Source organism: Cupriavidus sp. GW821-FHT02F09 (genome assembly GCF_059421605.1).
In genome coordinates, this window is record NZ_JBWKVH010000009.1 from 175044 (window position 1) to 187831 (window position 12788).

The following is a 12788-nucleotide window of genomic DNA, read 5'->3' on the forward strand; positions in this document are numbered from 1 at the left end:
GGTCAACGGAGTGACGGTGCGGGCCGTTGAGTGAGGTATTGCGTGTCGGTCGGGTTGCGGCTGTATGCAGCCCTGTCGTTTCGTTGTCCCAATGGCATTGTTACCGCAGGAGCCTGTCATGAATGCTATGAAAGCCTTGAACGCTATTACCGCCGTTACCGTTTTGCCTGCCTCGCCCGCCTCGTTAGGCCGGCGCGTCGGCTTGCCTATGCTGCTGGCCGCGGCGCTCATCGCCTCGGTCCCGCACCTGGCGCGCGCTCAAGCCACGCCAGCCGCTCCCGCCGCTGCCGCGCCGATGGCCAAGCCTGCCGCGCCCGCGCCCGCAGCTTCCATGCCGATGGCCAAGCCGGCCGCGCCCGCCGCCGCCGCGGCTCCGGGTGGCGGCCCTGGGCAGGTATGGGCCAACAAGTCTTCCAAGGTCTATCACTGCCCTGGCACGAAGTACTACGGCAAGACCAAGAACGGCGCCTACATGAGTGAAGCCGACGCCACCGCGCAAGGTTTCCACGCGGATCACGGCAAGGCATGCAAGTGAGCCGCGGGAAGCGCCGCCGGGAGGGCATGACATGCACCTGATCTGGATCATTCTCATCGGCTTTCTCGCCGGCCTGGTGGCGCGCATGCTCACGCCCGGGCGCGGGCCAAGCGGTTTCTTCCTGACAGCCGGCCTGGGCATCGTCGGCTCGCTCGCTGCGACCTTCCTTGGGCAGGCCCTGGGCTGGTACCGCCAGGGCCAGTCCGCCGGCTTTATCGGCGCCGTGCTGGGCGCTGTGATCCTGCTGGCGCTGTATCACCTGGCAACGCGGCGCTAGACAGGCCGCGGATTCTTCAAATGGCCAATGCTGCTGCCCGCAGGCAGCAGCATTCGCGCCGCGCGCTGGCGTGCTCACGCTTTCATGCGCTTCACGTGTTTGATGTGCTTTCATGCATTCGTCGCTTCGGACGATGCGTTGCGCGCCGTCATCCCTGAATCTCCATACCACGCTGGCAAGCCCGTTTATTCGGCTCGCCGGACTCAGGCATTCCGCCCAGGCGTAGCGCTGCGCGCCGACGGGGAACGGGGAATGCGGGGAATGGTTCAGCACAGATTCAACACACATCATCAACACACATCAAGACAACGCGGAGACAAGATGGAACTCAATGCATCGGTAACGGCAGTGATCACGGGCGGCGCGTCGGGCCTGGGCGAAGCCACCGCGCGGGCGCTGGCGGCGCATGGCGTGCGCGTCGCGCTGTTCGACATGAACGCGGAAAAGGGCGAGGCCGTGGCGCGTGAACTCGGGGGCGTGTTCTGCCAGGTCAACGTGACGTCGGAAGCCGAGGTCGAAGCTGGTTTCGCCAAGGCGCGCGCAGCGCTCGGGCAGGAACGCATCCTGGTGAATTGCGCCGGCACCGGCAACGCCATCAAGACCGCATCGCGCGCCAAGGAGGCGCCGGACCAGATCCGCTTCTTCGCCTCGGACGCGTTCGAGCGCATCATCCAGATCAACCTGATCGGCTCCTTCCGCTGCCTGGCGCGCTCGGCCGCCGGCATGCTCACGCTGGATGCGCGTGACGGCGATCGCGGCGTCATCATCAATACCGCCTCGGTGGCGGCGCAGGACGGGCAGATGGGCCAGGCGGCGTACTCCGCCTCCAAGGCCGGCGTGGTCGGCATGACCCTGCCGATCGCGCGCGACCTGTCCGGCGAAGGCATTCGGGTCAATACCATCATGCCCGGGATCTTCAACACGCCGCTCTTGCAAGGCGCGCAGGAACACGTCAAGGCTGCGCTGGCCGCCTCGGTGCCGTTCCCCAAGCGGCTCGGCGCGCCGGAAGAGTTTGCCTCGCTCGCGCTGGAAATGTGCCGCAACAGCTATTTCAACGGCGAAGCGGTGCGGCTCGATGGCGCCATCCGCATGGCCCCGCGCTGATCCGGCAGTTCACAACAATAAAAAGGACGCGCGCATGCAGCAGGACCGAGAGAAGGAGACGCTGGTGGATTTCAGTTATCTGACCACACTGCCGCATGCGCTGCGCCACTTCGCGCTGCGGCGGCCTGATGCCGTGGCCTATGCTTTCGAAGGCAGGCTGACCACGTATCTGGCGCTGGACCGCCAAAGCGATCGTGTCGCCCAGGCGCTGGTGGCAGCCGGGGTCGGGCCCGGCGATCGCATCGGCTATATCGGCAAGAACTGCGATCACTACTTCGAGCTGCTGCTGGGGGCAGCCAAGATGGGCGCTGTGATGGCGCCCGCGAGCTGGCGCCTGGCGCCGCCGGAGGTGGGCTATATCGTTGGCCACTCCGATGCCGCGCTGCTGTTCGTTGGGCCGGAATCGGCAGACCTGGTGCGCAAGCTGTTGCCCACGCTGCCGCTGGTGCGCGGGGTGATCGCCATGGAAGGCGGCCAGCCGGACTGGCCCGCCTATGTGACGTGGCGCGACGCGCATGCGCCCACGCCACCGGCGCACCAGAGCGCCGCGCACGACGTGGTGCTGCAGCTTTATACGTCGGGCACCACCGGCCGCCCCAAGGGCGCCATGCTGACCCACCGCAACCTGACCGCCGGCACCGAGGCCAGCGAGCGAGAAGATATCTCGTGGTCGCGCTGGACGGACGACGATGTCTCGCTGGTGGCCATGCCGGTGGCGCATATTGGCGGCTCGGGCTGGGGCCTGCGCAGCTTGCTTGCGGGGGCCAAGGGCGTGGTGGCGCGCGATTTCGATCCCGGCGCGGTGCTGGACTTCTTTGAGCGCGAGCGCATCAGCAAGCTGTTCCTGGTGCCCGCGGCGATGCAGTTCGTGCTGCGCGATCCGCGCGCGCGCCGCATCGACTACTCCCGCCTGAAGACCTTGCTCTATGGCGCGGCGCCGATCCCGGCAGCCTTGCTGCGCGAGGGCATCGAAGTCTTCGGCTGCGGGTTTGCGCAGCAGTACGGCATGACCGAGACCACCGGCACGGTGGTGGCCCTGGCGCCGGAAGACCACACCACCGACGACGTGCCGCGCATGCGGGCCGCCGGCAAGCCGCTGCCCGGCGTGGAAGTGGTGGTGGTGGACTGGGAAGGCCGGCGCTTGCCGCCGGGCGAAGTCGGCGAGCTGATGATCCGCTCGCCGCAGAACATGGCGGGCTACTGGAAGCAGCCCGACGAGACCGCGCGCACCATCGACGCCGACGGCTGGCTGCGCACCGGCGACGCCGGCTTTCTCGATGCCGAGGGCTATGTCTACATCCACGACCGGGTCAAGGACATGATCATCAGCGGCGGCGAGAACGTGTATCCCGCCGAGGTCGAGAGCGCGATCTACGGCCACCCGCAAGTGGCGGATGTGGCCGTGATCGGCGTGCCCGACGAAAAATGGGGCGAGGCGGTCAAGGCCATCGTCGTGCCCCGTCCCGGGCAGGCGCCGGATCGCGACAGCATCGTGGCGTGGGCGCGCGAGCGGCTGGCCGGCTACAAGATCCCCAAGAGCATCGAGTTTGCCGATGCGCTGCCGCGCAACCCCTCCGGCAAGCTGCTGCGCAGGAAGCTGCGCGAGCCGTATTGGGAAGGGTACAACCGGCGGGTCAACTGAGGCTGGCGCACAGCAATGCAAGACGCTCGGTACGCTGACAGGCCAGGAGCACTAGCCGAAGCCGCCGAACGGGCCAAAGCCGCGCGCCATGGCGACGGCTGTTACTCCCTCTCCCCTCATGGGGAGAGGGTTGGGGAGAGGGGCGGTTTGGCTAGGAGCCACGGGAAGCGAAGCCAGTGGTTTATTCCACCGCGACGGCATAACGAGCGCCCGCCCTCTCCCCCGTCCCCTCTCCCACAAGTGGGAGAGGGGAGCAAACCGGCAGCATCGGTCGAAGCCGACGAGTGCGCCAACGCCGCTTGAAATGACGACGGCTGTTACTCCCTCTCCCCTCATGGGGAGAGGGCCGGGGAGAGGGGTGGCTTAGCTAGGAGCCACTCAAAGCGAAGCCCGTGGTGTTTTCCAGCACGACAACGCAGAGCCGGCTTTGTCAGCAAGCTGACATTCTCCCTGAATGCCCCCACCTGCCCCGCGGAACGCGTTACGTAACGCGTAACACGCAGCCGGCCCGCCGCTCGCGCATTCGCTGCTGGCAAGGGGCGCCGCCAGGTCCCTCCTGCCTGGCATGCCCTCCCGCCAGCCGTTATGGCGCCTGCCTTCCCGGCCGGCGCCACCCCTGCCGCAATCCCCTTCGCACCCGCCGCGCTCAACGCCTTGCCGCTGGCACGCGGCTTGCGGTATTGCCTGTGACAACGCTGCCGCGAATACCAGCCAAGCCGGATGGGCACGTCGTTGCCAAAGGGGGAGCAGATGGAACCGGAACGCAGCAGCTCGCACGGAGGCACGCTGTCATGAATGCACTCCTGCTTGAAGACAACCCGCTCTTGCGGCTCGGCCTGCTGCGCATGCTTGGTGGCGTCGAGGGCCTGGGCCACGTGATCTGCGTGGATCCGGCCGATCTCGCCATGCTGCAGGGGCAGATGAACGACATCGGGCTGGTGATCCTCAGCTTGCCGCCGGTGCAGGATCGCGCGCGCGCGTTGCTGGAGACCGCACGCACCGTGCTATCGGCGCAGTACCTGCTGCTGCTGGTCGATGGCACGTTACCGCCCGTGTTGCCGCCGGACCTGGCCTGGGGCATCTGCGCGTGGCTGCCGAAGGCGTCATCGCTGGCGGCGATCGAGGCGGCGATCCGGCTGGTACTGGCCGATGACGCGCGCTGGCGCCAGCCGGCCCCGCACCCCTCCGCGCCCTTGCAGGTTCTGGCGACGGAACGCGCCCGCATCGACCTGCTGCGCGACGAGGCGCGCATGTTGAAGCTCACGCCGCGCCAGTACGAGGTGCTGGTCCTGCTGTCGCAGGGCTATGCGCTCAAGACCGTGAGCCGCCTGCTCAATATCTCGGTGGCGACCGTGAAGAGCCATGTCGCGCTGCTGTACCAGCGCCTGCAGGTCAGCAACAAGAGCGAAGCCATCCATGCCGCGCGCCAGCTCGGCGCCAGGTTCCAGACGGGCAGCAGCCACGGCAGCAACGATCGTGGCACGGCCCGCGCCTGGCCCTAACCCCAGTTTCCCGTTCAGGAGAGCACCATGCGCAATCAGACCGTGAGGGACGCGGACATCGCCGCCGCCATCGACGCCACCCTGCTGCGCCGCCGGCAACAGTTCGACGGCCAGCCAGCCGCATGGCATGTGCTGTGCGAAGCCGCACACGTCGCCACGCTGGGCGAACCGGCGCGCCGGGCCTTCATTGCGCGCGTGGCGGCCAGCCGTGGCGCCGACATCGCCCTGCGCCTGCTGCTCAAGGCGGAATCGATCCGGGCCACGGTGACCGAGGCGCTGGAAGCCGGCGATGAGGTGGACGCCGGCCAGGAGCGCAGCCCGGCTGGCGGGCTGCTGCACTGACCTGGCTTACAGCCCTAGCACCAGCTTGGCGATGATGTTGCGCTGGATCTCGTTGGAGCCGGCGTAGATCGATGCCTTGCGGTAGTTGAAATAGCGCGGCGCCAGCGGCGCGGCGTAGTCGGGGCCCGCTTGCGGGCCCGTGGCGCGACCCTGCAATTCACCCCAGCCATCCTGCACGAAGGGCAGCGCGTACGGGCCGGCTGCTTCCACCGCCAGCTCGCTGATGGCCTGGATGGTCTCGGTGCCCACCAGCTTGAGCATGCTGGAGGCGGCGCCGATCGAGGTGCCCGACGTCACGTTGGAAAACAGCCGCAGCTCGCTCGCCTCCAGCGCGGCCGCGCGCACGTGCAGCTCGGCCAGCTTGCGGCGAAAACCCGGGTCGTCGAGCAAGCGCCCGCCATCCTCGCCGGGCTCCTTCTCCGCGATGCGCGCCACCTTGGCCAGTTGCTGGCGCAGCATCGGGCCGTAGCTGCCGCCGCGCTCGAACTCAAGCAGGTATTTGGCGTAGGTCCAGCCCAGGCCCTCCTCGCCGATACGGTTTTCCACCGGCACGCGCACATCTTCAAAGAAGACCTGGTTGACTTCCTGCTGGCCCTCGACCGGGCCATCCAGCGTGGGCAGCGGCGCCACCGTGATGCCGGGCGTGCGCATGTCCACCAGCACGAAGGAGATGCCGTCCTGGCGGCGCGCGTCGCGGCTGGTGCGCACCAGGCAGAACATCCAGTCGGCCCATTGCGCGTGCGTGGTCCAGATCTTGGAGCCGTTCAGGATGTAGTGCTCGCCATCCTGGTCGCGGCCGCGCTCGGCGCGCATCTGCAGCGAGGCCAGGTCGGAGCCGGAGTTGGGTTCCGAGTAGCCCTGGCACCACCAGATGTCGGAGCGAAGGATGGGCGGCAGGAAGCGCGCCTTTTGCTCGGGGCTGCCGTATTTCATGATCACCGGCGCCACCATCTTCAGGCCCATCGGCGACACGGTCGGGCAGCCGGCGGCGGCGGTCTCGGCCTGGAACAGGTAGCGCTGCGCCGGGGACCAGCCCGGGCCGCCATATTCCTCGGGCCAGTTGGGCGCGGCCCAGCCGCGCTCGAACAGCTTCTTCTGCCAGCGCACCTGGCCCTCCTTGTCGAGATAGCCATTCTTGGTGCGTGCCATCAGGGCCTTGAGGCCGGGGTCGAAGGCTTCCTTGATCCAGGCACGGACCTCGTCGCGGAACTGCAGCTCTTGCGGGGAGAAATCGAGATTCATCGATGGGCCTCGGGATGTTCGTCAGTGCGGGGCAGGAATGCGCGGGCTCACGCGGCAGCCGGATACAGCAGGTCGGCGTAACGGCGCAGGTGGTGTTCGGCGGAGCCAAACTGCAGGTCGATCGCGGTGACGCGCTTGAAGTAATGGCCAACCGCCAGCTCCTCCGTCACGCCCATGCCGCCATGGATCTGCACCGCGGCCTGGCCGACGAACCTGCCGGCCTGCCCGGCCTGCGCCTTGGCGGCGCTGGCCGCCAGCGCGCGCTGCGTGGGCTGCGCGCCAGCCTGCATGGCGGCGACTTGCGTCAGCGCCACGGTTTGCTCCAGTTGCACGTACATGTCGGCCATGCGGTGCTGCAGCACCTGGAAGGTGGCAATCGGTACGCCAAACTGCTTGCGCTGGCGCGCGTAGTCGACCGTGTCGCCGAGCATGCGGCTCATGGCGCCACCGGCTTCGGCGCACAGCGCCACCGCAGCCTCGTCGCTCAGGCGCTCGATCAGCGCCAGCGCCTCGCCCTCGGCGCCCAGCAAGCCGCCATCCGGCACGAAGACGTTGTCCAGGCGTATATCGGCGGCCCGGGAGCCATCCACGCTGGGGTATTCCTGCAGCGTCACGCCGGGCGCGTTGCGCGCGATCCAGAACAGGCTGATGCCGTCCCGGTCGCGCCGGCTGCCGCCGGTGCGCGCGCTCACCACCAGGTGCGTGGCCCACGGCGCGGCCACCACCACGGCCTTGTGGCCGTCAAGGCGCCAGCCGCCTTGCACGCGGGCGGCGCTGGCCTGTACATCGTGCAGGCAGTAACGGCTGCGCGGCTCGGCGTGCGCCCAGGCCACGGTGGCCTCGCCGCCGATGATGGCAGGCAGCCAGTTGGCGGCCAGCGTCTCGCTGCCATGCAGCAAGGCCCCGCCGCCGAGCACAACGGTAGACAGGTAGGGCTCGACCACCAGGTGGCGGCCGAACTGCTCCATCACGATCGTGTGGTCGACGGCATTGCCGCCGAGCCCGCCAAAGCGTTCCGGGAACGCGGCGCCCAGCAGCCCTAGCTCCTGCGCCAGGGCTTGCCAGCAGGACGCCCGCCAGCCAGCGGGCGAGCGGATTGCCGCCTGGCGGGCTTCGAAGCTGTAGTGGTCGGCCAGGTAGCGCGCGAGCGTGTCGCGCAACATCGATTGTTCTTCGCTGAATTGGAAATCCACGGTGGTTCCTTGGCGCGGTTGCTGGGGCACTTGCCATTATGTGAAGAGGCCGCCGGTTCGCATCGTCGGATGCGACGAATCGCCTTGGCGCGCGGCGCGCCGCACGGGCGGCCACATCGGCGTTTGCGGCATTGCACCAAGGCGCGTTCGTCGCATCCGACGATGCCCGCCCGGGGTACCTGTCCCGACAATGTGCCGCACGCAATGCCATCCCTGCCGGTTCCGCGATACCGAAGTTTCCAACGCACCCAGTCACCCAGTCATCGAGTCACCCAGTTCGGCCACACCCACTTCCAGGAGGGTCAGTCATGCACCCGCATGTTCATGCGCAGCGCACCCCGGACAAGCCGGCCATCATCATGGCCGGCGGCACCGTCGTTACTTACCGTGAGCTTGACGAGCGCTCCAACCAGGCGGCGCGGCTGTTCCGCGACCACGGGCTGCAGCCGGGCGACCGCGTGGCCTTCCTGCTGGAGAACCACCCGCGCCTGTTCGAGCTGTGCTGGGGCGCGCAACGCTCGGGGTTGATCTACGTGTGCATCAGCACGCGCCTGAACGTGGACGACGCGGCGCATATCGTGGCCGACAGCGGCGCCAGGATGCTGGTCACCTCGCATGCGCAGGCCGCCGTGGCGCAGGGGGTGGCGGCCAAGGTGCCATGCCTGGTTGCGCGCCTGATGATGGACGGCGCGGTGCCGGGCTTTGCCGCCTACGAGACGGCGCTGGCCCAGTACCCCGGGTGGCGCATCGACGACGAATGTGCAGGCACCGACATGCTGTACTCCTCCGGCACCACCGGCCGCCCCAAGGGTGTCTTCACGCCGCCGGCCAACCAGCAGATCGACGTGCCTGGCTCGCTGGTGCTGATGTGCCGGTCGCTTTACCAGTTCGGCTCAGACACGCGCTACCTCTCACCCGCGCCGCTCTATCACGCGGCGCCGCTGCGCTACAACATGGCCGTGCAGCAACTCGGCGGCACCTCGGTGGTGATGGAGCATTTCGACGCGGAAGCATTCCTGCGCTTGCTGGCAGAGCACCGCATCACGCATACCCAGGTCGTGCCCACCATGTTCTCGCGCATGCTCAAGCTGCCCGAGGCGGTGCGCCAGCGCCACGACGTGTCCTCGCTGCGCTTTGCCGTGCATGCCGCTGCGCCCTGCCCGGTGGCCATCAAGGAGCAGATGATCGACTGGTGGGGGCCGATCATCTGGGAGTACTACGCCGGCACGGAGGGCAACGGCTCCACCGCCGTGGGTTCGGCCGACTGGCTCACCCACAAAGGCACCGTGGGCCGCGCCTCCGTTGGCCAGCTGCGCATCTGCGACGACAGCGGCGCGCTGCTGCCGCCGGGCGAGCCCGGCACCATCTACTTCGCCGAGGGGCGCAGCTTCGTCTACCACAACGATCCCGACAAGACCGCGCAATCGCGCCACCCGGTGCACGCCGGCTGGACCACGCTGGGCGACGTCGGCTACGTGGACGAGGAGGGCTTTCTCTACCTGACCGACCGCAAGGCGAACATGATCATCTCGGGCGGGGTCAACATCTATCCGCAGGAGGCCGAGAACCTGCTGATGACCCATCCCGAGGTCATGGACGTGGCAGTGATCGGCGTGCCAAACGAGGACTTTGGCGAGGAGGTCAAGGCGGTGGTGCAGCCACTCGACATGGCTCGCGCCAGCCCGGCCCTGGCCGACGAGCTGCTGGCCTTCTGCCGCACCCATCTGTCCGCCATCAAGTGCCCGCGCTCGGTGGACTTTGCCGCCGAGCTGCCGCGCCTGCCCACCGGCAAGCTGCTCAAGCGGCTGCTGCGCGAGCGCTACTGGGCGGGGCGGGAGAACAAGCTGGTATAGCTTGCTTGTGTGGCCGGCATGGGGGGAGGCATTGTGGCCGGCATCGAGGCCGCCCGCCCGGCATCGCGGCCGCGTCGCATGCCGGGCGGGCGTTTACGCCATAATCAGCCGTTCGATCCCTGGCGCATGTGGCGCCAGCAGCCGGCAACCATAAGCCGGCGCCGATCGCGTGGCATCCACCGCTCGTGGGTGCCGCCGCCAACAGGAAGACACGGCGAATGGCAACAATCGAGGAGACCAGCGCGGGCCATCGGGGCGCCGCCCGCGCCGCCACGCTGGTGGCAAAGCTGCGCCCGCCCATGCTGACCCCGTTCCAGGTGGAGCGCCGCGCCATTTGCGACGCCGTGTGCGCGGCCGGCTTCGTCAAGCTGGTGCTGGTGCGCGCGCCGGCCGGGTTCGGCAAGACCACCGCCATGCTGCAATGCCGGGCGCGGCTGGACGCCGAAGGCGTGGCCACCGCCTGGCTCACGCTGGACCGCGCGGACAATGACGCCACGCGTTTTCTGGGCTCGCTCGAAGCCGCCTTCGAGCTGGTGCTGCGCAAGGGCGGCGCGCCGCTCGCCGCGGCCCAGCCCGCGCCGCAGTCGGCCGGCGAGCACGCGCTTGCGCTGATCGACCGCATGGCGGCCCACGACCGCCCCTTCACGCTGTTCCTGGACGACTTCGAGGCCTTGCAGAACCCCGCCGTGGCCGGCCTGGTCTGGCAGGTGGTGGAGCAATTGCCACCCGGCGCCCGCCTGGTGGTGGGCACGCGCTGGGTGCCGGAGTCCGGGCTGGCGCGGCTGCGCGCGCGTGGCGAGCTGCTGGAGATCGAGCCGGCCCAGCTGCGCTTCACCGCCGACGAGACCGATTCCTTCCTGCGCCGCGCGCGCGGCCTGGCGCTGCAGCCCGCGGCTATCTCCACGCTGCACCGGCGCACCGAAGGCTGGGCCACCGCGTTGTGGCTGGCGTCGGTGGCGCTGGAGCGGCGTGGCCAGCCGGACGCCTTCATCGCCGGCTTCTCCGGCTCGAACGCCGCGATTGCCGATTACCTGGTGGAGGACGTCTACCTGCACCTGCCCGATGCGGTGCGTGCATTCCTGTTGCGCACGTCAATTCTCGACCAGCTCAGCGGGCCGCTGTGCGATGCCGTGAGCGGCACCGCCGACAGCGAGGAGATCCTCGCCTGGCTGGAGCGGGCCAACCTGTTCCTGATGCCGCTGGATGGCGAGCGCCACGGCGGCGCGGAGCCGCCTGCTCAGGCCCATCAGCCCAATGCGCGCTGGTACCGCTATCACAGCCTTTTCTCCAGCTTCCTGCGCGCGCAGCTGCAGCAGGCCATGCCGCACGAAGTGCCCGCCTTGCAGATGGCCGCCTCGCGCTGGTATGAGCAGCAGGGCCGGCCGGTGCCGGCCATCGAGCATGCGCTGGCGGCCGGCGCGGTGGACCACGCGCTGCCGCTGCTGGCGGGCAAGGTGGACGAGTTGCTGGCGCAGGGCCGCATGCGCCTGCTGACGCGCTGGCTGGACGCGGTGCCGGCCGACGCGCTGGCCGCGTGGCCCAAGCTGCAGATCGCCCATGTGTGGGCGCTGTCGTTTACGCGCGGCCCGGCCGACGCCATTGCGCTGCTGCAGACCATCCCGCTGGCCGGCGCCGAGGGCGACCTGCTGGCGCATGTGCGCGCGCTGCGCCATATGCTGCTGAACATGATGGACCGCTTCGACGAGGCGCGCGCCTGCAGCCGCGACGATCCGCTGCCGCTGCCCATGGGCTATCCGTTCCCGGACTCCATCCTTGCCACCTCGATGGCGCGCATGGCCGCCGTCACCGGCGACTACCGCGAGGCGCGGCGCCTGCTGGGCGTGGCCCGGCAGGTGGTGCGCGGCTCCGACAGCAACTTCAACAAGATCTTCTCGGAATCGGTGGAGGGGCTGATCGACCTGCGCCAGGGCCGCCTGCAGCAGGCGCTGGCGCGGTTTCGCATTGCCGCCAGCACCATGCTGCCGAACCGCTACGGCCCTACCAACGGCAACGCCATGGCCGGCATCCTGCTGGCCGATGCGCTCTACGAGATCAATGAGCGCGAGCGCGCGGAGCGCCTGCTTACAGTGTACGTGCCGCTTGCGCGCGACCTCGGCCTGCCCGACCAGATCATCACCGGCCATACCGTGCTGGCCCGCATCGCCTGCGACCGCGGCGACGTGGACGGCGCGCACGAATGGCTGGCCGCCCTCGAGCACCTTGGCCATCATCGCGGCCTGCCACGGCTGGTGCTGGGCGCCATGCTCGAGCGCGCCCGCCTGGCGCTGCTGCAGGGCAATCAGCATGCCGCCGAGCAAGCGCTGCAGCACGCAGCCGACCCGGCGCTATGGCGCGCGCGTCCCGGCCTGAGCGCGGTCAGCTCTTTTGCCAACGACCTGGAAGACGTGGTCATGGGGCGCCTGCGGCTGGCGCTGTTCACCGAGCCCTGCGTGCGCACGCGCGAGGCCATCGAGACGGAACTCGCCGCCACCGAGCGCGCGCAACTGATGCGCAGGGCGCTCAAGCTGCGCATCCTGCTGGCGCTGGCCTGCCAGCGCAGCGGCGAAGCCGCCCAGGCGTTGCAGGCAATGGGCGAAGCGCTGCGCTTCGGCGCGGCGGAAGGCTTCATCCGCATCTTCGCTGACGAAAGCGCGGAGGTGCGCCGGCTGGTGGCCGAAGCCTGCCTGCGCCAGGGCAGCGCGTTGCCCGCGGGGTACGTGGAGCGCCTGCTGCAAGCCTGCGGCGGCGCGCCGGAGCCGGTGGACCCGGCCGCCATGCAGGCGCGCCATGGGCTGCTGGAACCGCTTACGCCCAAGGAGCAGAAAGTGCTGCAGCTGCTGGCCGAGGGTTTCTCCAACGTGGCGATGGCGGATCGGCTCTTTGTCTCGGAGACCACCGTGCGCACCCACCTGCGCAATATCAGCGCCAAGCTGCGGGCCAGCAACCGCACGCAGGCGGTTGCCATCGCGCGGCAACTGGGTTTGCTGTAAGGAAGCGCGGGCGATTAAGCGAGCCCAGGCAGCGTCCGGGGGGATGGAAACCCCTGCAAAGGGCACTCGGACGTGCCGCTGGCTTGTGGCGTTTCGCGCAACCCGATA

General features: G+C 68.9%; 10 protein-coding genes. 8 read left to right on the plus strand and 2 right to left on the minus strand.

Annotated features, from left to right (window positions below):
- The first annotated feature begins 118 nt into the window (after window positions 1-118).
- The 6 genes from AC07XB_RS13400 (at window position 119) to AC07XB_RS13425 (ending at window position 5402) form a co-directional block, all read left to right on the plus strand.
- On the plus strand, window positions 119-535 hold the full coding sequence (locus tag AC07XB_RS13400) for a signal protein (protein ID WP_492374202.1): 417 nt from the start codon (window positions 119-121) through the stop codon (window positions 533-535).
- Window positions 536-566: 31 nt separating this feature from the next.
- The gene (locus tag AC07XB_RS13405) at window positions 567-812 is read left to right on the plus strand and encodes a GlsB/YeaQ/YmgE family stress response membrane protein (RefSeq protein WP_441639843.1); all 246 of its coding nucleotides are present in this window, start codon (window positions 567-569) and stop codon (window positions 810-812) included.
- Between the two features lie 321 nt (window positions 813-1133).
- Window positions 1134-1916: an SDR family NAD(P)-dependent oxidoreductase gene (locus AC07XB_RS13410; RefSeq protein WP_043357193.1), complete on the plus strand. Its 783-nt coding sequence runs from the start codon at window positions 1134-1136 to the stop codon at window positions 1914-1916.
- 64 nt (window positions 1917-1980) lie between these two features.
- Window positions 1981-3558: a fatty acid--CoA ligase gene (locus tag AC07XB_RS13415; RefSeq protein ID WP_492827999.1), complete on the plus strand. Its 1578-nt coding sequence runs from the start codon at window positions 1981-1983 to the stop codon at window positions 3556-3558.
- 791 nt (window positions 3559-4349) lie between these two features.
- Entirely contained in the window at window positions 4350-5060 is a 711-nt protein-coding gene (locus AC07XB_RS13420; protein WP_492827874.1) for a helix-turn-helix transcriptional regulator, read from the plus strand.
- A gap of 27 nt (window positions 5061-5087) precedes the next feature.
- Complete coding sequence (locus AC07XB_RS13425) at window positions 5088-5402, plus strand: DUF7696 family protein (RefSeq protein WP_492374204.1); 315 nt, start codon at window positions 5088-5090, stop codon at window positions 5400-5402.
- Between the two features lie 6 nt (window positions 5403-5408).
- Here AC07XB_RS13425 and AC07XB_RS13430 read toward each other — a convergent pair whose 3' ends face one another.
- Together AC07XB_RS13430 and AC07XB_RS13435 are read right to left on the minus strand one after the other, a co-directional pair.
- Window positions 5409-6644, minus strand: a complete 1236-nt coding sequence (locus AC07XB_RS13430) for an acyl-CoA dehydrogenase family protein (protein ID WP_492827872.1) — start codon at window positions 6642-6644, stop codon at window positions 5409-5411.
- Between the two features lie 47 nt (window positions 6645-6691).
- Window positions 6692-7837 carry an acyl-CoA dehydrogenase family protein gene (locus AC07XB_RS13435; protein ID WP_492827870.1) on the minus strand — a complete coding sequence of 382 codons (1146 nt, stop codon included), beginning with the start codon at window positions 7835-7837 and terminating at the stop codon, window positions 6692-6694.
- Between the two features lie 308 nt (window positions 7838-8145).
- Between AC07XB_RS13435 and AC07XB_RS13440 the strand changes: the two genes are divergently transcribed.
- Complete coding sequence (locus tag AC07XB_RS13440) at window positions 8146-9690, plus strand: AMP-binding protein (RefSeq protein WP_492827868.1); 1545 nt, start codon at window positions 8146-8148, stop codon at window positions 9688-9690.
- A gap of 218 nt (window positions 9691-9908) precedes the next feature.
- Entirely contained in the window at window positions 9909-12680 is a 2772-nt protein-coding gene (locus AC07XB_RS13445; protein ID WP_492827866.1) for a winged helix-turn-helix domain-containing protein, read from the plus strand.
- The last annotated feature ends 108 nt before the right edge of the window (window positions 12681-12788 follow it).

Bases quoted from the DNA above. Each gene is read 5' to 3' on its own strand.
- AC07XB_RS13425 (WP_492374204.1), top strand. From the start codon at position 5,088: ATGCGCAATCAGACCGTGAGGGACGCGGACATCGCCGCCGCCATCGAC.
- AC07XB_RS13445 (WP_492827866.1), top strand. From the start codon at position 9,909: ATGGCAACAATCGAGGAGACCAGCGCGGGCCATCGGGGCGCCGCCCGC.
- AC07XB_RS13410 (WP_043357193.1), top strand. From the start codon at position 1,134: ATGGAACTCAATGCATCGGTAACGGCAGTGATCACGGGCGGCGCGTCG.
- AC07XB_RS13430 (WP_492827872.1), bottom strand. From the start codon at position 6,644: ATGAATCTCGATTTCTCCCCGCAAGAGCTGCAGTTCCGCGACGAGGTC.
- AC07XB_RS13420 (WP_492827874.1), top strand. From the start codon at position 4,350: ATGAATGCACTCCTGCTTGAAGACAACCCGCTCTTGCGGCTCGGCCTG.
- AC07XB_RS13405 (WP_441639843.1), top strand. From the start codon at position 567: ATGCACCTGATCTGGATCATTCTCATCGGCTTTCTCGCCGGCCTGGTG.
- AC07XB_RS13440 (WP_492827868.1), top strand. From the start codon at position 8,146: ATGCACCCGCATGTTCATGCGCAGCGCACCCCGGACAAGCCGGCCATC.
- AC07XB_RS13400 (WP_492374202.1), top strand. From the start codon at position 119: ATGAATGCTATGAAAGCCTTGAACGCTATTACCGCCGTTACCGTTTTG.